Source organism: Bradyrhizobium ivorense (assembly GCF_900696085.1).
GTDB classification, from domain to species: domain Bacteria; phylum Pseudomonadota; class Alphaproteobacteria; order Rhizobiales; family Xanthobacteraceae; genus Bradyrhizobium; species Bradyrhizobium ivorense.
Map to the genome: position 1 here is coordinate 23,413 of NZ_CAADFC020000021.1, position 22,014 is coordinate 45,426.

At 65.1% G+C, this 22,014-nt stretch carries 24 protein-coding genes; 9 read left to right on the plus strand and 15 right to left on the minus strand.

The window, feature by feature from the left end; genetic code table 11:
* Positions 1-18: 18 nt before the first annotated feature.
* Both CI41S_RS27050 and CI41S_RS27055 read left to right on the plus strand, forming a co-directional pair.
* Entirely contained in the window at positions 19-717 is a 699-nt protein-coding gene (locus tag CI41S_RS27050; protein ID WP_139862385.1) for a ribonuclease activity regulator RraA, read from the plus strand.
* Between the two features lie 23 nt (positions 718-740).
* The gene (locus CI41S_RS27055) at positions 741-1,145 is read left to right on the plus strand and encodes a (R)-mandelonitrile lyase (RefSeq protein ID WP_139483543.1); all 405 of its coding nucleotides are present in this window, start codon (positions 741-743) and stop codon (positions 1,143-1,145) included.
* A gap of 76 nt (positions 1,146-1,221) precedes the next feature.
* On the opposite strand, the gene CI41S_RS27060 is transcribed toward CI41S_RS27055, so the two are convergent.
* Together CI41S_RS27060 and CI41S_RS27065 are read right to left on the minus strand one after the other, a co-directional pair.
* Positions 1,222-2,040: a DUF2147 domain-containing protein gene (locus CI41S_RS27060; protein ID WP_139862386.1), complete on the minus strand. Its 819-nt coding sequence runs from the start codon at positions 2,038-2,040 to the stop codon at positions 1,222-1,224.
* Positions 2,041-2,234: 194 nt separating this feature from the next.
* On the minus strand, positions 2,235-3,008 hold the full coding sequence (locus tag CI41S_RS27065; RefSeq protein WP_172628210.1) for a transporter substrate-binding domain-containing protein: 774 nt from the start codon (positions 3,006-3,008) through the stop codon (positions 2,235-2,237).
* Positions 3,009-3,093: 85 nt separating this feature from the next.
* On the opposite strand from CI41S_RS27065, the gene CI41S_RS27070 reads away from it, so the two are divergent.
* Positions 3,094-3,612 (plus strand): DUF1993 domain-containing protein, encoded by a 519-nt coding sequence (locus tag CI41S_RS27070; protein ID WP_244622309.1) that lies wholly within the window; start codon positions 3,094-3,096, stop codon positions 3,610-3,612.
* A 715-nt stretch (positions 3,613-4,327) separates the two neighbouring features.
* Here the strand turns inward: CI41S_RS27070 and CI41S_RS44045 are convergent.
* The 7 genes from CI41S_RS44045 to CI41S_RS27105 form a co-directional block, all read right to left on the minus strand.
* Complete coding sequence (locus tag CI41S_RS44045) at positions 4,328-4,936, minus strand: hypothetical protein (RefSeq protein WP_175607163.1); 609 nt, start codon at positions 4,934-4,936, stop codon at positions 4,328-4,330.
* A gap of 154 nt (positions 4,937-5,090) precedes the next feature.
* Positions 5,091-6,515, minus strand: a complete 1,425-nt coding sequence (locus CI41S_RS27080) for an amidase (protein WP_139862388.1) — start codon at positions 6,513-6,515, stop codon at positions 5,091-5,093.
* A 66-nt stretch (positions 6,516-6,581) separates the two neighbouring features.
* Complete coding sequence (locus CI41S_RS27085; RefSeq protein ID WP_139483568.1) at positions 6,582-7,571, minus strand: hydroxyacid dehydrogenase; 990 nt, start codon at positions 7,569-7,571, stop codon at positions 6,582-6,584.
* 29 nt (positions 7,572-7,600) lie between these two features.
* Positions 7,601-8,701, minus strand: coding sequence for an ABC transporter ATP-binding protein (locus CI41S_RS27090; protein WP_139483570.1), 1,101 nt, complete (start codon positions 8,699-8,701; stop codon positions 7,601-7,603).
* 17 nt (positions 8,702-8,718) lie between these two features.
* Positions 8,719-9,630: a carbohydrate ABC transporter permease gene (locus tag CI41S_RS27095; RefSeq protein WP_139862389.1), complete on the minus strand. Its 912-nt coding sequence runs from the start codon at positions 9,628-9,630 to the stop codon at positions 8,719-8,721.
* Complete coding sequence (locus CI41S_RS27100; protein ID WP_139862390.1) at positions 9,630-10,565, minus strand: carbohydrate ABC transporter permease; 936 nt, start codon at positions 10,563-10,565, stop codon at positions 9,630-9,632. Before CI41S_RS27100 ends, CI41S_RS27095 begins: the two co-directional genes overlap by 1 nt.
* Positions 10,566-10,682: 117 nt before the next feature.
* A complete protein-coding gene (locus CI41S_RS27105) occupies positions 10,683-12,023 on the minus strand; it encodes an ABC transporter substrate-binding protein (RefSeq protein ID WP_139483573.1) in 1,341 nt (446 codons plus the stop codon).
* Between the two features lie 433 nt (positions 12,024-12,456).
* On the opposite strand from CI41S_RS27105, the gene CI41S_RS27110 reads away from it, so the two are divergent.
* On the plus strand, positions 12,457-13,209 hold the full coding sequence (locus CI41S_RS27110) for a Spy/CpxP family protein refolding chaperone (protein WP_139483575.1): 753 nt from the start codon (positions 12,457-12,459) through the stop codon (positions 13,207-13,209).
* Positions 13,210-13,539: 330 nt separating this feature from the next.
* On the opposite strand, the gene CI41S_RS27115 is transcribed toward CI41S_RS27110, so the two are convergent.
* From CI41S_RS27115 to CI41S_RS27125, 3 genes are read right to left on the minus strand one after another with little or no spacing between them, the layout of a single operon-like run.
* Positions 13,540-13,941: a VOC family protein gene (locus CI41S_RS27115; RefSeq protein WP_139483577.1), complete on the minus strand. Its 402-nt coding sequence runs from the start codon at positions 13,939-13,941 to the stop codon at positions 13,540-13,542.
* Between the two features lie 24 nt (positions 13,942-13,965).
* Complete coding sequence (locus CI41S_RS27120) at positions 13,966-15,153, minus strand: acyl-CoA dehydrogenase family protein (RefSeq protein WP_139862391.1); 1,188 nt, start codon at positions 15,151-15,153, stop codon at positions 13,966-13,968.
* 11 nt (positions 15,154-15,164) lie between these two features.
* A complete protein-coding gene (locus CI41S_RS27125; RefSeq protein WP_139862392.1) occupies positions 15,165-16,571 on the minus strand; it encodes an MFS transporter in 1,407 nt (468 codons plus the stop codon).
* A 262-nt stretch (positions 16,572-16,833) separates the two neighbouring features.
* Here CI41S_RS27125 and CI41S_RS27130 point away from each other — a divergent pair, with 262 nt between their 5' ends.
* Complete coding sequence (locus CI41S_RS27130) at positions 16,834-17,085, plus strand: PilZ domain-containing protein (RefSeq protein WP_139483582.1); 252 nt, start codon at positions 16,834-16,836, stop codon at positions 17,083-17,085.
* Between the two features lie 88 nt (positions 17,086-17,173).
* Positions 17,174-17,905 (plus strand): adenylate/guanylate cyclase domain-containing protein, encoded by a 732-nt coding sequence (locus CI41S_RS27135; RefSeq protein WP_139862393.1) that lies wholly within the window; start codon positions 17,174-17,176, stop codon positions 17,903-17,905.
* A gap of 150 nt (positions 17,906-18,055) precedes the next feature.
* Here the strand turns inward: CI41S_RS27135 and CI41S_RS27140 are convergent, their stop codons facing one another.
* Complete coding sequence (locus CI41S_RS27140; RefSeq protein ID WP_139862394.1) at positions 18,056-20,125, minus strand: ATP-dependent helicase; 2,070 nt, start codon at positions 20,123-20,125, stop codon at positions 18,056-18,058.
* A gap of 126 nt (positions 20,126-20,251) precedes the next feature.
* Between CI41S_RS27140 and CI41S_RS27145 the strand changes: the two genes are divergently transcribed.
* Positions 20,252-20,509 carry a hypothetical protein gene (locus CI41S_RS27145; RefSeq protein WP_139483586.1) on the plus strand — a complete coding sequence of 86 codons (258 nt, stop codon included), beginning with the start codon at positions 20,252-20,254 and terminating at the stop codon, positions 20,507-20,509.
* Between the two features lie 169 nt (positions 20,510-20,678).
* On the opposite strand, the gene CI41S_RS27150 is transcribed toward CI41S_RS27145, so the two are convergent.
* Positions 20,679-20,933 carry a hypothetical protein gene (locus CI41S_RS27150; protein WP_139483588.1) on the minus strand — a complete coding sequence of 85 codons (255 nt, stop codon included), beginning with the start codon at positions 20,931-20,933 and terminating at the stop codon, positions 20,679-20,681.
* A 103-nt stretch (positions 20,934-21,036) separates the two neighbouring features.
* Positions 21,037-21,237 (minus strand): DUF3072 domain-containing protein, encoded by a 201-nt coding sequence (locus tag CI41S_RS27155; protein WP_244626711.1) that lies wholly within the window; start codon positions 21,235-21,237, stop codon positions 21,037-21,039.
* 61 nt (positions 21,238-21,298) lie between these two features.
* Here CI41S_RS27155 and CI41S_RS27160 point away from each other — a divergent pair, with 61 nt between their 5' ends.
* Positions 21,299-21,625 carry a hypothetical protein gene (locus CI41S_RS27160; protein ID WP_139862395.1) on the plus strand — a complete coding sequence of 109 codons (327 nt, stop codon included), beginning with the start codon at positions 21,299-21,301 and terminating at the stop codon, positions 21,623-21,625.
* 47 nt (positions 21,626-21,672) lie between these two features.
* On the plus strand, positions 21,673-21,924 hold the full coding sequence (locus CI41S_RS27165) for a hypothetical protein (protein ID WP_244626712.1): 252 nt from the start codon (positions 21,673-21,675) through the stop codon (positions 21,922-21,924).
* Positions 21,925-22,014 lie beyond the last annotated feature (90 nt).

The following is a 22,014-nucleotide window of genomic DNA, read 5'->3' on the forward strand; positions in this document are numbered from 1 at the left end:
TCGGAGCACACTTTTCAGATGTCCCTGTCCGCCGAAGCGATTGCGACGCTGTCGCACGTGTCCACCGCCACCATCACCACCGTCCTGCTCAAGAAGGGGCTGCGTAACGTCTGGATGCGCGGCACCAAGCCGCTGCAGCTGGGCCAGAAGCGGTTGGTCGGACCCGCCTTCACGCTGCGCTTCGTGCCGGCCCGCGAGGATCTGGCGACGCCGGAATCCTGGTCGTCGCCGATCTCGACCCGCACCGCGATCGAGGCCATGCCGGAGGGCTGCATCGCCGTGGTCGACGCCATGGGCATCACCGATGCCGGCATTTTCGGCGACATTCTCTGCGCCCGCATGGTCAAGCGCGGCGTCGCCGCGCTGATCACCGACGGCGTCGTCCGCGACCTCGAGGGCGTGCTCGGCACCGGCCTGCCGGTGTGGTGCGACGGCTACGCGGCGCCGCCGTCGGTGGCAGGGCTGACCTTCGTCGGCTGGGGTGAACCGATCGGCTGCGGCGGCGTTGCCGTGTTCCCGAACGACGTCGTGGTCGCCGACCAGGACGGCGCGGTGCTGATCCCGCAGGCGTTCCTCGATCAGGTGCTGGCGGAGGGGCCGGAGCAGGAGCGGATGGAAGCCTGGATCGTCAACGAGGTGAACAACGGCGCGCAATTGCCCGGCCTCTATCCGATGAACGCCGAGACCAAGGCGCGCTACGCCGCGAGCAAGAAATAACATCAACAGAGCGAGGTAACCCCATGGACATCCACGTTTCCGGCTCGCGGCCGACCCGCCGCGCGCCGAAGGAGAATTTTACCGGCACGGTGCTGCAGGACCCGATCAACATGGCGCCCGCGCCGGCGCGGCTGAACGCTTCGCGCGTCTCGTTCGAGCCCGGCGCGCGCACCGCCTGGCACACCCATCCGCTCGGCCAGACGCTTTACGTGATCTCCGGCATCGGCCGGGTGCAGGCCAAGGGCGGCCCGATCCGGGAAATCCGCCCCGGCGACGTGGTCTGGATTCCGCCAAACGAGAAGCACTGGCACGGCGCCTCGCCCAGCAACAGCATGACCCACATCGCCATGCAGGAGGCGCTCGACGGCGTCTATTCGACCTGGATGGAGCACGTCACCGACGAGGAATACAACGGCAAGGTCGGCTGATGACCGACCTGTAGCCCAGGTGATGAAGCCTCGCTCATCGAGCGGGGCTTCTTTGTTTCTGGGCCTCGAATGTCCCTCAATTCACCCGCGTCCAGGTCTGGCCGCCGCAGAACATGCCGCCAAACGCGCAGCCCTGGACGCGCAGCGTATCGGGGCCCTTCAGCGCGATGGTGGAATCGTAGCTGCTGCCGCTGTTCGGATCGACGATGCGGCCGCTCCATTTGTCCTTGCCCGGCTTCATGTTGATCAGCACCTGCTCGCGGTTCTGGCTGGTCTTCTTGTCGACCGCGTAGCCGCACAGATTGGCGCCGCATTGCTCGATGCGGACCTTGCCGTCCTTCTCCTCCGTCAACCAGACGCCGAGCGGCGAATTCGCGGCCTGCACGGCAGGCGCGGCGGGCTTCGGCGCGGCAGCGGGTGGGGCGGCAGCAACGGCAGGCGCTGGCGCGGGCTTTGCTGCGGGCGCGGCGTCCTGCCGAACCGGTGGCGGAGCAGGCGGAGGCGGTGCGGTCGATGCCGGATCTGACGGCGCCACGGCGACGGCCGTGCTGGCGTCCGCGGGTGCCGCTGCGGGCGGAGCCGCGGCTGCCGCGGGCGGTGGTGCTGCTGCCGCCGGTGCCGGCGCAGGTGCTGCGGCCGCAGCTGGCGGTGTGGCGGGCGCAGGCTGCGGATCCGTCTTGACCTCCTTCGCGGCGGGCTTGCGCTTCGGCTCGGCGTCCTCGCCCTTGGCGCGCTTGCTGCGACGGGGCGTGTTGTCATAGACGCCGGGGATCGAGACGGTGCCGCGATCGGGGTCGATCCGGATGGTGCGGCCGTCAACTTCGAAGCTGTATTGCGCCTGCGCGGCGGCCGTGCTCGCCAACAACAAGACGGCGATCGCCAAAAGCTTCTTCATCTCGACCTCCAGTGCAGGGAACCTGGCTGGGATTACGCGACGGGGGCTTGCCCGAACGTGATTCCGGTCACGTCAAAATTGGGGTCACTTCAACATTGTGAGTCGTGTCCTGACCGCCTTGGTTCAATGATCGGATCGCAGCCTGGTTTCATGTCCGCGGGCGGGCAATTTTGTCGCGGATGCCGCGGCATCGGCTATTCGAACCATGCCGCGTAGATCTTCTTGAAGGTGCCGTCCTCGCGCACGATGTGCAGCCACTGATCGACGAACGCTTTGAGGGCAAAATCGCGCTGCATCCAGTAGGCCTTCTCCGAGAAGTCGAACGGCTTTTCGGGATGCACCGCGCACAGCACGCCGGGGTGCAGCTTCTGCTGATAGCGCGTCTCGGATGCGTCGGTCATCATCAGGTCGGCGTCGCCCCTGGCGATCTCGTCGAATATCCTGGTGTTGTCGTTGAACACGCGGATCTCGGCGCTCTTCACATTGGCGCGTGCGAAGCGCTCGTTGGTGCCGCCGGGATTGACGATGACGCGGGTGCCCGGCTTGTCGATCTCGGCGATGGTCTCGTACTTGCCCTGGTCGGCGCAGCGCGCGATCGGCGTCTTGCCCTCGCGCATGATCGCGGTCGAGAACAGGCCCTTCTTCTGCCGGTCGAACGTGATCGAGACGCCGCCCATCGCGATGTCGAAATCGTCGGCTTCGAAATCCTTCATCATCTGCGGCCATGAGGTCGGCACGAACTCGACCTTGACGCCGAGCGCCTTGCCGAGCGCCTGCGCCATGTCGACGTCGAAGCCGCGGAACGTTTTCGTTTCCTTGTCGAGCGAGGTGAAAGGCAAATAGTCGCCGGTCATGCCGACCCGCAGCGTGCCGCGCTTGACGATCTCGTCGAGGCGGGAGGGAGCCTGCTGTGCCTGGGCCGTGGATACGAGCAAAGCCAAAGCGACACCGGCCAGCATGCGAAACATCAAACTTCTCCCTCAATTCCGATGACATGTCGTTGCCGAGCATTTAGACCAGATGGCGCGATCGAGCCAATCAATTGGATGCCAAGTGACCATCTCGCTGCATGAAGCTTCCGTCGGCGTCTTCGTGCCGTATCTGCGCAATCTTTCCGCGCTGCTCGACCATGCGCAGGCCCACGCCGACGCGCGCAGGATCGATCCCGACGTGCTGCTCGGGATGCGGCTTGCTCCGAACATGTACAGCCTTCGCCAGCAGGTCGGGGAGGCCAACCGCCACGTCATCCTGAGCTGCGCGTTGCTGGCCGGTTGCGTGCCGCTGGCCTTCGCCGATGCCACGCCCGATATCGCCGAGCTGAAGGCGCGGATCGCTGCCACCATCGACTTCGCGCAGGGCGTGCCGCCGCCGGCGATCGACGCGGCCGCCGACAAGGAGGTTGTGTTCACCTTCCGCAGCGGCGCGACGCGGCCATTCACCGGCAAGTCGCTGATCCTGACGTTCAGCGTCCCGCAGTTCTTTTTTCATATTGCAACGGCCTACGACATCCTGCGCCACGCCGGCGTCGCGCTTGTGAAGAAGGATTTTTTGGGACCGCCGCGGGAGGCGTAGGCGTGAGGCTGGACGACTTGTGCGTCTAGCCGATTTGTCGGTCGAGCCGCCCGACGCGGTGTCATCACCCGCGAAAGCGGGTGATCCAGTATTCCAGAGGCAGCGGTGATGGAGCCGAGAGCCCGCGGCGTACCGGATCGCCCGGTCAAGCCGGGCGATGACGGTTGTGGGTGGGGACGCAGTTTTGCCATCTCGCGACATGATTTGTCCGAGGTTTGCATTTCGTTTCGCCGCTCTGAGATCAGAGGGCGCAGGGAAAGCCGGGTGCCGATTGCACCCATGGGCCCGGTCCAGCAAAAAAAGCACCGGGATAGGACCACAGGTGTAACCGGAAACAACCCGGCTTTCCCTGCGCGATGGGTTACGGCTTATATGTGCTCTCCCCGGCGAGACTGGGCTTTTTTGTCACCGCTTTCGCAACAACGCTTTCGCGTTTTGCGAGAGGACACCTGCCACTAGGGCGTCAGGCCTGCACGACTTCACCGTCCGCCTCGCATGCTGTCGTCACTGGCACGCGCGGCGTCCACCGCATCTCACCGCAACACTGCGACGATGGCCAGCGCCCCCTCGATCGGGTGAGACGGGTACGTCTATACACCTGAGTTGCCGTTCGGATAAAGCGAAATATTTTTGCCGCGGGGGCTTGCGCCGTCGGGCAAGTCACTGATTAAATTCCTGCGGACAGCTGTGTGCGTCGATGTTCACCGCGAAGAGACTATTCACGCGCCTCGTCGTCGCCGTTGTCCTCGTGCGCGAGAACGGTCGGAGCCGCAGGCACCGTGCGGGTGATCATCTCTTGCCTGAAATCCTCAAAACGCTGGCGCGCCTCGGCTTCGCGGTCGTCGACGAATTTGATCGCGGCGTCCTTGTCCATCGGGCCGTTGACGAGCGGGGTCGATCCTTCGCCGACGGTCTCGTCGACATAGTAGCGGCCGCCGTCCTCGCGCACGGTCCAGCGGAAGCGCAGCGCGGCCATCGGGCCGGGGCCGGCCTTGGAGTAGCCGTTGGCCTCGATCGGCTGGACCGGTTGCGGGCTCGGCTCTGGTTCGCTTTGCTCCGGTTCACTTGCCTCTGGTTGGCTTGGCTCCGCTTCGCTTGGCCCGGGTTCGATCGACGGCTGCTCGATCAAGGGCTGCTCGATCGATTGCGGTAGGGGCGGCGGCACCGCCACGGCCACGGGCGGCTCCTCGGCGGGAGCTGCCGGTTTGTCCGCCGTCTTGTCGGTCGCCTTGTCCGTCGTTTTGGCCGGCTCGGGAGGCGCAGTCGGCTGATCGAGAATGCTTGCAATCGCAGCTAGCGCATTGTCGGTCGGGTCGTCGCTCACGGTCAGTCTCCTGGGCAGCGCGCCGGCTGAACCGCGCCGACGCCATCCCTATCTACCTGATCCGGCTACATTTTGTAACCCAAAGCGCGATGGGATTGGGGTTAATCCCATCGCGGGGGCGGCTTCCTGTTGGAGCAGGATGTCGCGGAAGGCTCTAGCCGCAAGCCGGCGGCCGCCGGTCCTTCCAGGGGCGGGCCTGCTCGAGCTGGCCGGCGAGGCGGAACAGCAGGCCTTCCTCACCGAACCTGGCCGCGAACATCATCCCGAGCGGCAGCCCGGCCTTGTTCCAGGCTGATGGTACCGACATCGCCGGCTGACCGGACATGTTGAACATCGAGGTGCCCGGAATGTAGCGGCGCAGCAGCGGCGCGATCTGGCTCAGATCCTCCGACATCGTGTTCAGCTCGCCGATCCGCACCGGCGGTGTGCACAGCGTCGGGCTGAGGAAGATGTCGCAGCCCTCGAAGAAGGTCGCCAGCGCGCGCGAGATCTGGAACGCGGCGAGCTGTGCGCCGACATAGTCGACCGGCGTCAACTTGAGCGAGTTCTGCGCCATCGCGAGAGTCAGGCGTTCGACGTCATCAGTGGTCAGGCTGCGGCCGAAGCGCTGCTCGAGCAGGCGGAGCGTCAGCCCGGTGTTGCTGCCGACGATGGTGGTGATCGCGGCGGCAGGATCGGCGGCGAGCGGCGGTGCGCGCTCCTCGACGTGATGGCCGAGCCCCGCCAGCAGTTTTGCAACGTCGCGGACCGCTTCCGCGATCTCCGGATCGATGGCATCGCCATAGGGCGATTTGTCGGTGAAGCTGATGCGCAGGCGGCCGGGATCGCGGCCGACCTCCTGTGAGAACGGCCGCTCCGGCGGCGGCGCGACATAGGGGCTCGACGGTTCGGGACCGTGGATCGCGTCCATCATCACCGCGCTGTCGCGGACGCTGACGCTGACGACATGCCCGACGGCGAAGCCGCCCCAGCCTTCGCCGCGGTCGGGGCCGACCGGGTTGCGCGCCCGGGTCGGCTTCATGCCGAACACGCCGGAGGCGGCGGCGGGGATGCGGATCGAGCCGCCGCCGTCGCTGGCATGCGCCACCGGCAGGATGCGCGCTGCAACCGCGGCAGCGGCGCCGCCGGACGAGCCTCCCGAGGAATGTTCGAGATTCCAGGGATTGCGGGTCGGGCCGAACAGGCGGGATTCCGTCGTCGGCATCAGGCCGAATTCGGGGCTCGCGCTCTTGCCGAAGATCGCAAGGCCGGCATCGAGGAAACGCTGGGCCAGCGTGGAATTGTGATCGGCGACGAAATCCTTCAGCACGGTTGCGCCCCACGTGGTGCGCGTGCCCTCGAGCGGCTCGAGGTCCTTCAGCAGGAACGGCACGCCGGTGAAGGGACCGTCGGGCAGCCCCTTGGCGATCTGGCGCTCGGCATAGTCGTAGTGCTTGACGACGACCGCGTTGATCTGCGGGTCGAGTTTCGCCGTGCGCGCAACGGCCTCGTCGAGCAGCTCCTTCGGCGTCACATCCTTCTTGCGCACGAGTTCGGCGAGCCCGACCGCGTCATAATTACCGTATTCCTTGAAGCTCATGCGCATGCTCCGAAATCGCCGGGCCGCTAACGCAGCGGTCCCGGCGTTGTCAGTTCGGCCGAACGCTCAGCCGAGGACGTCCTGATTGATCACGTTCTGGCGCAGCGGGGTGCCGTCCAGCACGCTCAAAATATTCCGCGCGGTCTGCTCGCTCATGCGATCGACGGCCTCGACGGTGACGCCCGCAACGTGCGGCGCCATGATCACGTTCGGCAGGCTGTGCAGCGGTTGACCGACCGGCGGCGGCTCGACCTCGAACACGTCGAGGCCGGCGCCCGCGAGCTTGCCCGACACCAGCGCGTCGTGCAGCGCGTTCTCGTCGACGATGCCGCCGCGCGCGGTGTTGATCAGGTAGGCGGTCGGCTTCATGCGCCTCAACCGGGCCGCGTTGAACATGCCGACGGTCTCCGGCGTCTTCGGGCAGTGGATGGAGACGAAGTCCGCGCGCGACAATGCCGCATCAAGGTCGGGCACTGCTTCGCAGCCGGCCGCGGCGATCTCGGCGGCCGGCTTGTAGGGATCGTAGACCAGCACGTTCATTTCCATCGCAAGGCAGCGCTTGGCGGTGCGGGTGCCGATGCGGCCGAAGCCGACGATCAAGACCGTCTTGCCGTAGAGATCGAACGGTAGCACGCCGAGCCGGCTCGCCCAGGTGCCTTCCTTGACCATGGCATGCATTTCCTGCGAGCGCTTGGCGAGCGTCAGCATCATGAACAGCGCATGCTCGGCGACCGAGGGCGAGTTGGCGGTCCCTGCGACCATCAGCGGCACCTTGCGGCGCGACAGCGCCGGCACGTCCACCGCGTCGTAGCCGACGCCGATCCGCGTCACCACCAGCATGCCGTTGGACGCCTCCAGCTCGGCCTCGCCGAACCGGGTGGCGCCGAGCGCAACCCCATGGACCGGCGCATGCTGCTGCAGCATGGCCTGAAAATCCGTGGCGGAGATCAGGTTCGGAAACTCGATGAGCTCGAGATCGTCTCGCGCGCTGAGGAGAGCCCGTGCCCCCGGTGAGAAAGTCTGGGTGATGAAGATCTTTTTCTTGTTGGTGGCCATTTCCTGCCCTTGAGGTTTCTTGTCCGCCGTCAAAGCACGGCGCCGGTCACCTCGTTTAGCAAATGCATATTGTTGAGGTCCACAGCCAATCGGAGCGGGCTGCCATCCTGCGCGCCGGCATTGGGATTGACCCGGCCGCAGACCTGGCTGCCTTCGAGCGTGAAGTAGACCAGGGTTTCCATGCCCATCGGCTCGGTGACGTCGAGCACCGCATCGAACGGCTCGATGCCAGGCTCGGCATGCGGCCTTGCTTCCATGACATGCTCCGGCCGGATGCCCAGCAGCAGCTTGTCGGTGCGCGGCAGGCTCCCGTAGCGGGCGGCGCGCGCCGGCGGCAGCGGGAAGGCGAGGCGGTCGGTCAGCCGCACGTTCAGCTTGCCCGCGACGTCCTCGAGCCGGCACGGCACGAAATTCATCGCCGGCGAGCCGATGAAGCTCGCGACGAACCGCGTCGCCGGCTTGTGATAGAGCTCGTTGGGCGTGCCGATCTGCTCGATCCTGCCATGGTTCATCACCACCACGCGGTCGGCCAGCGTCATCGCCTCGACCTGGTCGTGGGTGACGTAGACGGTGGTGGTGCGGACCTTCTGGTGCACCTTCTTGATCTCGATCCGCATCTGCACCCGCAGCTTGGCATCGAGGTTGGACAGCGGCTCGTCGAACAGGAAGACCTTCGGGTTGCGCACGATAGCGCGGCCCATCGCGACGCGCTGGCGCTGGCCGCCGGACAGCTGCTTCGGCTTGCGGTCGATCAGGTCGGTGATGTCGAGCATGCGGGCGGCTTCGGTGACCCGGCTCTTGATCTCGGCCTTCGGATAGTGCTTCAGCCGCAGCCCGAACGACATGTTCTCGGCGACGGTCATGTGCGGATAGAGCGCGTAGTTCTGGAACACCATGGCGATGTCGCGATCCTTCGGCGGCACGTCGTTGACGACGTCGCCGCCGATCATGATGTCGCCGTCGGAAATGTCCTCGAGGCCGGCGATCATCCGCAGCGTGGTCGACTTGCCGCAGCCCGACGGTCCGACCAGCACCACGAACTCATGGTCGGCGATATCGAGATCGATGCCGCGCACCGCCTCGACATCGTCATAACGCTTCACCACCTTACGCAACGTCACGTCAGCCATGAATCCCTACCTCGCGTTCAACCCTTTGTCGCACCGGCGGTCAGGCCGGCAATGTAGTAGTCCATCAGGAAGGCGTAGATGATCAGCGGCGGCGCGGCGCCGAGCAGGGCGCCGGTCATGATCTGTCCCCAGTTGAAGACGTCGCCCTTGATCAGGGTGGTGATGATGCCGACCGGCAGCACCAGCTGGTCGGTCGAGGTGGTGAACACCAGCGGATAGAGGAACTGGGCCCAGGACACCGTGAAGGCGAAGATCGTCGCCGCGATCAGGCCGGGCAGCGCGACCGGGATGAAGATCCGGGTCAGGGTCTGGAACCAGCTCGCGCCGTCGATGATCGCGGCCTCGTCGAGCTCCTTCGGGATCGAGGCGAAATAGCCGATCATGATCCAGGTGCAGAACGGCACCGTCAGCGTCGGATAGACCAGCAACAGCACGTACCAGCGGTTGATCAGCTGGATGCCGGTCCAGTCGCCGAACACCGCGAACATCTTGAACAGCGGGATGAACAGCAACGTGTCCGGGATCAGGTAGGTAAGGAACACGCCTGTGGCGAGCGTGGCCGAGCCCCAGAATTTCATCCGCGCCAGCGCGAACGCCGCCGGCACGCTGATCAGCATCGTGATGGTGACGACGATGATCGAGACCCAGGCCGAATTCCAGAAGAAGCGCAGGAACTGGTTCGAGGTCAAAAGCCCGAGGTAGTTCTCCAGCGTCGGGTGATACACCCACCACGGATTGGTCGCCGCCGAAATCTCGGCGCTGCTCTTCAGCGACGTGATCAGCATGTAGAACGGCGGCGTCAGCGAGAAGACCGCAAACAGCACCAGGAAGAAATACGACCAGCGCAGCGCCCAGGCGCGGTCGCGGCTCATGCTGCCGTACTTCACCTTGCGGGTCGGTCCGGACTTGTCGATCGTCACCGTGCTCATCAGGCTTCATTCCCGCGTTTGGAGATGTCGCGCAGGATGAACACCGCGGCGATGGCGAGGATCGGCACCATGAACAGCGACACGCTGGCGCCGAGCGGCACGTCGCTGCCCTCGATGCCGACGCGGAACGCCCAGGTCGCGAAGATATGGGTGTGGTCGAGCGGCCCGCCGGCGGTGAGGATGCGCACGATGTCGAAATTGGCGAAGGTGACGATCAGCGAGAACAGCGTCGTGATGGCGATGATGTTGCGCATCATCGGCAAGGTCACGTACCAGATGCGCTGCCACCAGTTGGCGCCGTCGATCGCGGCCGCCTCGTAGAGCTGCTCGGGGACCGATTTGAGCGCCGCGAGATACATGATCATGAAGAACGGCGCGCCGTACCAGACGTTGACCAGGATGACGGAGAAGCGCGCCCAAGCTGCATCGCCGGTCCACGGGATCGGGCCGATGCCGAGGAACGACAGGGTGTAGTTGAAGGCGCTGTAGGACGGGTCGAACAGCCACAGCCAGGCCAGCGTCGACATCGCCGGCGGGATCACCCACGGCACCAGCAGCATGCCGCGCCATTTGCGCTGCTTCTTGGCGGGCACGTTGTGGACGAAATGCGCGACGATGAAGCCGATCAGCGCTTTGAAGATCACGGCCGAGATCGCGAAGATGCAGGACTGCTTGACCACCAGCCAGAAGGTGTCGCGCCTGAACAGGAACTCGAAATTGCCGAAGCCGACGAATTTCGCCATCGACTTGTTCAGCGTCGCCAGATGCAGGGAATAGAAGGCGGGATAGACCACGAGGATCAGGATCAAAAGGATCAGCGGCAACGTCATCACGAACGCGACCGTCGATTTGCGCCGCAGCGCGTTGCGCATGCCGCCGCGCTTGCGCGCCTGGCTGCCCGCGACACGGTTGGGCTGGAATGTCACATCAACCATGACGCAGGTTCCTCGCGTGGGTTGGTCGAACGGGCCTGCGGCCCGGTCGGCGTACATTTTGGGGCGGCGCAGCGCGTGCGGCCGCCGTGTCGGCAGCCGCACGCGAGGCTGCGTCCGTCAGCTCCGCATGAAGCCTTCGCACTCGCCCTCGGCCCAGGCGAGGGTCTTCTCCATGGCCTCGCCCTGATAGTACCTGAGGCACATCTTGGTCAGCGTGGCCTGGAAGTAGATCTGCTGCGCCACCTTGGGCGGCGCCGGCGAGGCCGCGATCGACAGGGTCTGGTGCTTATAGGGGTTCGGGTAGTGATAGAGCGTGCCCTTCGGCGGCGCTTCCTCCTGCCAGACCTTCAGCGTCGTGAGCTTCTCGTAGGCCGGCAGATCATAGCCGCCGCTCGCCACGCACATCTTCTCGATCGAGGCGGGCTTCGACAGATGTACCAGCAGGCTCTTCGCCGCCTCCTTGTTCTTGGAGAAGTTCCAGATGCTCCAGAAATACGGCAGATACGGCGCGAAGCGCCCCTTCGGCCCGGCCGGGAAGCCGTGGGTCCAGCACTGCTCGGCAACCTGCGGCGCGTCGCGCTTGGCGACCGCCCAGGCGCTCGGCGGATTCATGATCATGGCGCCCTTGCCGGAGACCAGCCATTTGTTGTTGGAGCTGTCGTCCCATGCCGCGGCGTCGGGCGGCAGGAAGGCGATCAGCTTCTTGTAGAATTCGAGCGACTGGCGCACCGCGTCGGTCTTCACGGTGAGATTGCCCTTGGCATCGACGAGCTGGGCGCCGAACGACTGGAAGATCGCGCCGGCGGTATCGACGCTGTCGCTGGTCTCGCCGAGGCCGATCCCGAACGGGACGCCGGCCTTGTGGCAGGCTTCCGCCGCCTTGAGGAAGGTGTCGAACGTCCAGTTGTCTGCCTTCGGCGGGCTGCCGGCCGGATACATCTCCTGCACGTCGATGTTGGCATGCTTCTTCATCAGGTCGATGCGCGAGCAGGGGCCCTTGATCTGGCTGCCGACGGAGGCGGGAACGCCGAGCCACTTGCCGTCGAGCTGACCGAGGTACTGCACCGTGCCGTTGGCCGCGCCATTCTCGGCGATGATCGGGCCCATGATGTCGTCGACGCGCTCGAGCTGTTCGGAATTGGAGTGACACCACCAGGTCGGCATCGCGAAGATGTCGTGGCCGGATTTGGCCTGCGCTTCGGCGGCGATGGTCAGGATGTTCTTGTTGCCCTGGCTCGGGACGTAGTCGATCGTGACCTCGACCTTCTCCTTCTCGGCCCATGCCTTGACGAGCTCCTCGGACGCCTTGTTGGCGCCGGGCACCCAGTGATCCCAAAAGGCCATCGAGAGTTTGCCGGCAGCGTACGCGCCACGCACGTAAGGAGCAGTTATCAGCGCAGCCGATGTTAGCGCTGTCGCAGCAACGAATTCTCGGCGTGAAAGCTTCTTCCGTGACATGGCAATACCCTCCCTGGTGAGCCGACGGACAAAGACTTGTTTGTTTTTGTGCACCGCGTTCGCGCGGCGTCGCGTGATTTTGTTGGAGGCAATCAGAACAGAATTGCCAGCGTCTGTCGAGAAACCAGATGCTTGCGTGTGTAGAACTAACGTTGTGGTCAAATTGCAGGCAGTGCAGTTCGGTTGCCGGCCGTTTGCAATCCTTCCTTGGCTTCCTTGCCTCATGCTGCGGCGCACGCGAGCCGCCACATGCGCACCTCTTAAGACGGTGCGCTCTTGAGCCGCAGGTTTCGTAAGCCCAGGCGAGACCAGGTTTCGTCATCTTGATGCCCAGCGCGCCCAATAGACTCGCTGAAGTTCACGGCGATAAAATCCGGATTCGTCGACGACCCCCGCCTATTGCAAACCCACCCTCGATCATGGAGACCCGATAATGCCTATCCCGGTAGCGAAGCTGCGATGGACACTGTGCGTCGCGCTCGGGGCCGCCGCCGTGACGTTGTTCGCAGCACCTCGTCTCGTCGATGCGCAGATTGTGCAGGGCGTCGAAAAGGGCGCGCGGGAGGGCAACAAGGCCGCCGGACCGGTCGGCGGCGTTCTGGGCGGAGCCATCGGCGGCGTCGTCGGGGTGGTGACCGGCGTGACCGGGGTCCTCACCGGCAACAATGGCAACGCCCCGAGCGGCAAGAACGCGCCCGCGTCCGGCGACAAGCAGGGCGCCAAGGCCACGAAGTCGGCCAAAGCCAATGACAAGGCCGGCAATGACAAAGCGGGCAAGGACAAGGCTGCCAAGCCGCCCGCCGTGCTGACCCAAGATGGCGCACCGCAGCTCACCGCCGAGCAGATCGTCGCCAACAGCGATGCCAATATCGAGCGGATCAAGAAGGAGCTGAACCTGACGCCCGAGCAGGAGAAGCACTGGGCCGGGTTCAACAGCGCGATGCATTACCTCGGCCACAACGGTGCCGACCGCCTCAACCTGCGCATCGCCCGCGCCCAGCGCGATCCGCCCGACGACATCGTCGAGCAGATGCGCAACGAGGCCCAGTTCCTCAACGACCGCGCGGTCGATCAGCGCAACGTCGCCGACGCCGCCGAGCCGCTGTTCGCCAGCCTCGACGACAAGCAGAAGCAGGTCTTCATCACCGAAATGGTCCGCCTCAGTCACGAGCGCGGGCTGGATTGACGACCATCTCGCTCCGCCGTGGGGACGAATAGCCGGGCCACCAGGCCCTGGGGTAGGTTGAAAGGCGCGGCACCCGGCTATTCTGCCGCAGCGGCGCGGCACGGCTACATCGTCATTCAATGTTGAAGAAAAGCCGACCAGATCGCGCCCGAGTGATGGCCGAGTAGCGGTGTTGTCGGGAACCCGATTGCGTCATCATCATCGGCCGGCGACGAACCGGCCGATGAGTCCAGGGATCAGGGCGAGACCAAACCCGACAAAACAACCCCATGCAAAGTAGAGATGGGGCCTCGCATCCATTCGAGCACACCAGATTTAGCGGGCCCCCGTTCAGCTCTTCGGAAAATTCAGCTCCACGCCGATGCCGTCGGGGTCATAGAGGAAGATCTGGGTGTCGCCGGTGCGCGGCACGATCTGCTCGCGGAAGGTCACGTTGCTGGCGTGCAGGCGCTTGCGGACGGCCTCGACGTCGGTGGCGGCGAAGGCGATGTGGTCGAGGCGGCCGGTGTCCTCGTATTTCTTCTCGGTGCCGCGCACCACGATGCCCTCGCGCGGCTTGCGGGTGCCCATCAGATGGACGGTGGCCTGGCCGCCGGAATAGAGCCAGTAGCCGGGGAAATCGAGCGGCGGCCGGTCGCCGTTCTCGAGCCCGAGCACGTCGCAATAAAACGCCTTGGTGCGCTCGAGATCCTGCGGTTCGATGGTGTAATGCTGCAGTCCGCCCAATGGCATGGCTCTTCTCCTTGAGAAACCGGGTTAGACGAAGGACAGATCGGCCTCGGCGCCGAGCATCCAGGCGCCGACGGTCTCGAAATGGCTGAACCGGCCCTGCAATTGCTGAGTCACGGTGTGGATGTCGCGGAAGCGGCGCTCCAGCGGGTGGCCGTCGAAGATCGCGGTGGCGCCGGCGGTGTTGTAGGCGAAGTCGACCGCCTCGCGGGCCTTGTGGATGGCATGGGTTGCCGCCATCCGGATGGTCATGCGCTGCGCCACCGTGATGGTGTTGCCGGCAACCACGTACTTCCAGATGTCGGCCATCGATTGCAGCAGGAAGGCGCGGGCGGCGAGCAGATTGACCTCGGCCACGGCGAGGCCGGACTGCACCACGGCATTGTCGCGCAGCGTCTTCTTCATGCCGCGCGGCACCTTGTTGCGGGCGACGTCGGTGAAATTGTCCAGCGCGCTACGGGCGATGCCGCAGGCGACCCCGGCAAAGCCGATCTGATAGCAGGTGTGGTTGCTCATCCGGTACAGCGGGCCGTGCTCGCGGCACTCGCGGTCGAACTCGCGGGTGATGGAGTGATCGGCGCGGACGAAGAAATCGTTCAGGGAAAACTGGTCGCTGGCGGTGCCGCGCAGCCCGACCGTGTTCCAGATGTCGGTCCACTCGACGTCCTCGCTGCGCACCAGCATGGTGCGCTCGGCCTGCTCGCCATTGGCGTCGCGGCGCGGCGAGCCGTCGGCTGCATAGATCGGGCAGTGCGCGCCGAGCCAGGTGGCGTGCCGGCCGCCCGAGGCGAACGACCAGACGCCGGTGACGCGGTAGCCGCCCTCGCATTCGACCGCCTTGACCTTGGGGCCGGGACCCCAGGCGAGCACCGCGCGCGGATCGGCGAAGATCTCCTGCGCAACCGGCAGGTCGAGATAGGCCGCCGACATCGCGCAGCCGCCGGCCTGGCTGAGGCACCAGGCGGTCGAGGCATCGGCCTTGGCGATGGTCTCGATGACGTGGAAGAAGGTGACGGGATCGGTCTCGATCCCGTTGCTCGAACGCGGCAGCAGCAGGCGGAACAGCCGCGCTTCATGCAGTTGGTCGAGCAGCTCGGGCGGCAGGCGGCGCGTCGTCTCGATGCCGTCGGAGGCGGCCGCAACCGCGCTCCTGACCGCCTCGGCGCGGGCGATCACGTCGGAATCGCCGGCAAGGTCGGCGGATGTCACGTTCATGTCCGCCTCCTTCAGGCCTGCCGGATTTTCGCAGCCGCCGCGACGTCAGCCGCCGCGTTCAGTTCCTGGTCGATCTGCTCGATCGATTTGCCGCGGGTCTCGATGCCGAGGAAGTAATAGACGGCACCCGCCATCAGGAACCAGCAGCCGAGATAAACGAAGGCGGTCGGAATCTGCGTCATCGGCACGTCCGGCTTGAGATAGTTGTTGGAGCCGACGATCAGGGCGAGGCCGACGGGGCCGAGGATCTTGCCGATCCCCCCGAAGCCGTAGGCCGAGCCCATGCCGGTGGTGCGCAGATGCGAGGGCCAGATCTCCGCGGCATAGGGGCCGACGATGGCAAAGCCGCCGTCGGCGAAGAAGAACGCGACGGCCAGCAGCAGCCAGAACGCCGATATGCCGAACAGCGTCGCATCGTAGTGATAGCCGGCAATGATGGTCAGCGCGCCGGCGCCGAAGCCGAGCAGGCCGCCCGCGACGCGCCGTCCCATCAATTCCGAGAAGTAGGAGAAAGAGATGCGGCCGATGAAGCCGGTGACGCTGAGCAGGATCATCATCTTGGCGGCCTGCTGCGGCGAGACCTTGAGCAGCAGCACGAACAGCGCGGGCGCCCACAGCGTGATGCCGTAAACGCCGGTCTGCGCCCCGGCATTGCCGAACCAGGAGACGATCAGGCTGCGCGGATATTTGAACAGGTCGAACCAGTTGGTCTTGACGATCGGGCCGGCATCGGCCGCGCTCGGCAACGGCAGTTCCGACGGTGGCACCTGCAGCGCCCAGGCCAGCGACTTGCGGGCTTCCTCATAGCGCCCCTGCCGGCACAGCCAGCGCGGCGATTCCGGAACCCAGAGCCGGACCAGCAACACCAGAACCGACGGCAGCACGCCGATCGCAAACAGCAGCCGCCACTGGTCGGTGCCCATCACCGCGCCCAGCACGGCGCCAAGTCCGACCCCGAGCGGGATCACGCAGGTGACGAGCCCGCCGACCCAGCCGCGCTTGTGCGAGGGCATGAACTCCTGCACCAGCGGCAGGTCGACGCAATACAGGCCGCCGACGCCGGTGCCGACGAAGAAGCGCAGAATGGTCAGATAGATCCAGCCATTGTCAGGCGTGAAATAGAGCAAGCCGGTGGCGATCGAGAAGTTCAGCACCGTGCCGATGAAGACGATGCGGCGCCCGATCCGGTCGGCGAGCCAGCCCCAGAGGTAGGCGCCGAGGATGGCGCCGATGCCGGAGCTCATCAACACGATGGCCGACTGGCCGAAAGTGAGCTTCCACGGGCCGATCAGGAATGCGAGCACGAAGCCGATCAGGAAGTAATCGAAGAATTCCAGCGCATCGCCGATGATGGCCGCCGCTAGGATTTTGAGCTGGTTGCCGGTCAGAGTCGTCCGGCGATCGAGGATCTCGAACATGGCGCGTCTCCCCTTGGCGCCTGTTCATTTTTTTGGACGGAGCGTCGCGCCAGCGCACCGTCAATGTCGTGAGGCTAGCCTTGCGCGGTTGCGAACGACAACCCCGCCCCGGCGCGGGGCTCGTCTGCGCCGATGCGATAAGCAATTCGGCTTGCCGCTCCGCACAAATCGCGGTGCGAAAGCCCGAAGCTGAACAAAGGGACCGTTGACTCGTTCACTGCCGATGGCCAAGCCTGTGTCACGACATTCGGGGCCAAGCGGAATGGATGAGAAGCGCAAGCATCCGCGAACCGAAATCAATGAACCCGGCTATGTCTCGTCGGGCGGTTCGGTCATGCATTGCGTGATCGTCAATATCTCGCCGGAAGGGGCCGCGATCGAGGTCGACAACCCGGCCTACGTCCCGGATCGCTTTCAGCTGGTGATGGCGAACGATCCCTCCGTCGTCTACGAGTGCCAGGTGGTCTGGACCAAGAAGACGCGGATCGGGTTGAGCTTTGTGGCGGCGGCCTGACCGCAAGCCATCGGCGAATATTCTGCCTGGCAGCATATCGCTGGTGTTAGACTGAGCTGGACTCGCTAGTGGAACAGCAGGTGCCGCGATGACTACACAGCCTGCATCGGTCTGCCTCGGGTGCTGGCAGAACCTGCACGTGCCGATCCCGCTGCGAGGACCGCTGTCGGCGCCGTTCCGGTTGTTCGGCATCCGGCCGAGCCGAATGAATCCCAACACCTGCACGATCTGCGAGATGGCGTTCTCGAAGGTCATGAAGGCGCGCTCCGTGACCATCGACGCCACCATTATGTTCGCCGATCTGCGCGGCTACACAACGCTGACGCAAACCATCGCGCCGAGCGGGCTGACCTTGCTGCTGGATGCGTTCTACGACGATTGCGCGGCCGCGATCTGGCGCCATGACGGCCTCCTCAACAAGACCATCGGTGATGCCGTGCTTGCGATCTTCAATTTCCCGGTCAAGCAGCAGGATCACGCGGCGCAGGCACTCTTGGCCGCCCGCGCCATTCAGGAGAGCTTTCGCCGCAGGCGGGACGAACTGGCGCGGGACATCGGCGCAGGCGATGTCGAGATCGGAATCGGGATCGGGATTGACAGTGGCGACACCAATTTCGGTGAGTTCGGCCAGACCCATCGCGATCTGACGGCCGTCGGCACCGTGGTCAACCGCGCCGCGCGCGCCCAGGCCGCCGCGAAATCGGGTGAAATCCTGGTCACGGCGGCCGTGCGGGATCGCACCGGCGCTATGGTTACGGCAAGCGGTTCCGACTACGCGCTGAAGGGATTTGCCGAGCCGACCAAGCTGTTCTCTGCCTGATTGACGCAGCGCAAAAACGACGGCCTCGGCGTGTCCTCAGGACTACGCGCCGAAGCCGTCGGGACGGTCGTTTGCCGATTACGAACGCCGCCTCAACGTTGCTGACGGCAGGTTCGTTCCGGCCCCAGCTAGCAATTTTTCAATCGGGGATCAGCGCCACATGCCGCGCATCTTGGCGCGGAGGTCGATCGGCGGCGCCGGCTTGGCCGACCCGGGTTCCGCGGCGGCGGCGCGGGGCCAGGCCGTCCGCTCGAACATCGGCAGCAATCGTTCCGGGATGAAGCGGGTGCGCGAGGCGTACATGTGGCGATCGCCCTTGGCGGCCTGGCCGTGGACGAAGAAGCGCTGCGGCACCATCAGGTGCAGATCGTCCTTGGCGCGGGTCATCGCGACATAGAGCAGGCGGCGCTCCTCCTCGAGTTCCGCCGACGTGCCGGCGCCGAGATCGGACGGCATGCAGCCGTCGACGATGTTGAGCACGTAGACCGATTTCCACTCCTGGCCCTTGGCGGAATGGATCGTCGACAGGATCAAATAGTCCTCGTCGAGCAGCGGCACGCCGGCCTGGTCGCTGGTGGCATCCGGCGGATCGAGAGTCAGCTCGGTCAGGAAGCGTTCACGCGACGGATAGCCGCTCGCAATCTGCTCGAGCTGAATCAGATCGGCGCGGCGGACCTCGCTATCCTCGTGGATGCGGTCGAGATGCGGCTCGTACCACAGCCGCGCGCGCTCGATGTCGACGGGCCATTCCGAGTAACGCAGGTTCTCGATCGCCTCGACGAACAGCCGCCAGTCCGCACCGGCGCGCGGCGGCGAGGGCAGCGATGCCAGCGTTGCGATCGGGTCGGCGGCCTCTGCCATGTGGTCGAGCACGCGCTGCGCCGAGGCCGGCCCGACGCCGGGCAACAAATGCAGGATGCGGAAGCCAGCGACCCGGTCGCGCGGATTGGCGGCGAAGCGCAGCAACGCCAGCATGTCCTTGACATGCGCGGCATCGAGGAACTTGAGGCCGCCGAATTTGACGAACGGGATGTTGCGGCGGGTCAGCTCGATCTCGAGCGGCCCCGAGTGCGAGGAGGTGCGGAACAGCACCGCCTGGTGCTTCAGCAATGTGCCTTCCTCGCGGGTCGCCAGCACCTGCTCGACGATATAGCGGGCCTGCTCGGCCTCGTCACGGATCGTGACGAGCAGCGGCTTGCGGGTCGAGGCCCGGTCGGTCCACAGGTTCTTGGTGAAGCGCTCCTTGGCCAGCGAGATCACGCCATTGGCCGCCGACAGGATCGGCTGCGTCGAGCGGTAGTTGCGGTCGAGCGTGACGATCTCGGCCGCAGGGCGGAATTGGTTCGGGAAGTCGAGGATGTTGCGCACCGTCGCGGCGCGGAACGAATAGATCGACTGCGCGTCGTCGCCGACCACCGTGAGCCCGCGTCCCGCGGGCTTGAGCGCGAGCAGGATCGACGACTGCAGGCGGTTGGTGTCCTGATATTCGTCGACCATCACGTGGTCGAAACGGCTGCCGATCTCGTCCGCGAGGGCAGGGTCCATGACCATCTGCGCCCAGTAGAGCAGCAGGTCGTCGTAATCGAGCACGTTCTGCTGCTGCTTGGTCTCGACATAGGCCGCGAACAGCCGCTTCAGTTCATTGGCCCAGCCCGCGCACCACGGGAAGTGCTGGCCGAGCACCGCCTCGATCGGCATCTCCGCATTGACGCAGCGCGAATAGATCGCGACGCAGGTGCCCTTGGTGGGAAACCGGCTTTCTGTCCGCGACAGGCCGAGGTCGTGGCGGGCCAGGTTCATCAGATCGGCGGAATCCTCGCGGTCGTGGATCGTAAAGGCGGGATCGAGCCCGATGCGCTCGGCGAATTCGCGCAGCAGCCGTGCGCCGATGCCGTGGAATGTTCCGGCCCAGCTCAGCGCATCGGTCATGACGGAGGCGCGATCGCCGAGCACCCGGCTCGCGATGCGCTCGACACGGCCCGCCATTTCGCTCGCCGCGCGCCGCGAAAAAGTCATCAACAGGATGCGGCGCGGGTCGGTGCCGGCGACGATCAGATGCGCGACGCGATGCGCCAGCGTGTTGGTCTTGCCGGAACCGGCGCCCGCGATCACCAGCAGCGGAGGCCCGATGATGCCATCCGCGCCGACGCCGTGCTCGACCGCGCGGCGCTGCTCGGGATTGAGCGCATCCAGATAGGCTGTGTTGGCAAGGTCAGGCACGAATCACCCCCGCCAAACGCTAACAGACATCGCAGCGGATGGGGTCGACGCGCCGGCGCGGGAAGCAAGAAATTAGATTGACATTACCGCGGCGCGTTGCACACAACCGCGCCATGAGTGATGCATATGGCTGACGTATCCAGTTCCGACACACCGCTGAAGGCGACGTTCAAGGTGCGGCTGAACGGCGAGACGGTAACGCTTGCGACCGTCGGCCAGGCCCACCGCTTCATCACCAATCTCAGCGCCGTCGAATGGATGGAGTTCCGCTCGCTGCACGACGATGCCGTCGCTGCGCTGGAGCTCGCAGCCGGCAATGCCATGCTGACGGTGCAGGCGACCAACGCACTGCGCGCGCTGTTCGTCCGCGCTAGGATGCTTTGAGCAGGTTCTGAAAAAGAAACGGGCCGCCTTGGCCCTCCCAGGCGGCCCCAGATGGCTGAAGCGCAATGCCTCACGCCGTGATGTGTACCGCCGTTACCTTGTTTGCGGCCATGACGGAGATGGCCTTTACGCAACCGCAGCCGATTCGGCTGTAGCGGCGACACCACAATCAGGTGCCGGAATCGTCGACGAGGCGGTCATACACAAGGGCGGACCGGAGATTGATGGTGGCGATCTTCAGATAGCTCGGCTCGCGCATCGCGTTGTTGAACATCATGATCGCGGTCCGCCAATAGCTGCGCTCGCGCTGATCCAGGCTCAGCGCGGACATGTAATCGGCGGCGTCACCGACCGTCGCGAGCGTCCGCCCGTCCTTCAGCGTGATCGGGAACGCAAGCGGCGATCGCTTCTCCAGTTCCTGCACGTAAAGAATCCCCCGCGGCCCCGACTGCAATAGCAGGAACCAGCATTAGCTGCGCCGGCTATATCAAGTGTTAAGCGGGCGCCGGGCGGGGCTGGTCGGTGCCTCAGAACGAGTCCGCCAATGCAATCTCGGCCCTGAGCGAATTGATGCGCCGCTCCGCCTCCTCGAACGTCAGGTCGCGCGCGTACTGGTTCGGCTGGTAGGCCTCCTCGGCAAGGCTCCGCAGCCGGGCGGCCTGGGCACGGGTCATCTGCCCCTGGATGCGCTCGGTGACCCCACCAAATTTTACCGCTGCCATGCTCATATTTCACCTCACTAGCAAGCTCGTGACTTGACAATATGTTCTATTTTTGTTCCAACAAGCCATGGACAACAAGATTAATGAAATTCGTCGGAAGATCAGCGTGTTGCGTGCCGAGATGACTCTGGTCGAGGCGGCGATCCGGGACCAGGTCAATCGCGACCTCGATTGCAGCGAGGCGTCCTACCGGCTGATGGCGATGCGGGCCGAGGTGGCCGAGTTGATCAAGCGCTGGCGGGCCGCCGGCGGTGACGACCGCCTGCCGACGGTTCGCGAGCGTTTGAGCCGGACTTATCGGGATCGTCTCACCGCCAACGCGGACGCAAAAGCGATCGCCGGAGTGAAGCCGGACAAGGGTAAGCCCAGCCGGGTTGGCACCGGGCCCAAATAAGGGTTTCAGGTCGGGAACTCGACGCGCGGGATAGGCATTTTCTAGCGATGTCGAGTCCCATTGCATCGTCCGACGCCATGATCGCCGATCCGACCGTGCGACCGCCGCGCGCATCAGTGAATGACGATCGCAGCCCGCTGCTGACGTTGATCTCCTGCGTCAGCTGCGCCAGGACCATGCGGCTTGAGACCAGCTATCCGGGAAGCGAGGGCAGGGACATCCTTCAGTACCGCTGCGAGCGGTGCAATCGCATCGAGCGCGTCCTGCTGGTGCGCCGGACCTGGCCCGCGGAACGCTAAAGCGCGTTGAGGTTAAGTTGAACCATCATCGCGCTTTAGCTCTTTGTTTGAGCATGATCTCCGCGCAAACGCTCCGCGTTTGTCGCGAGG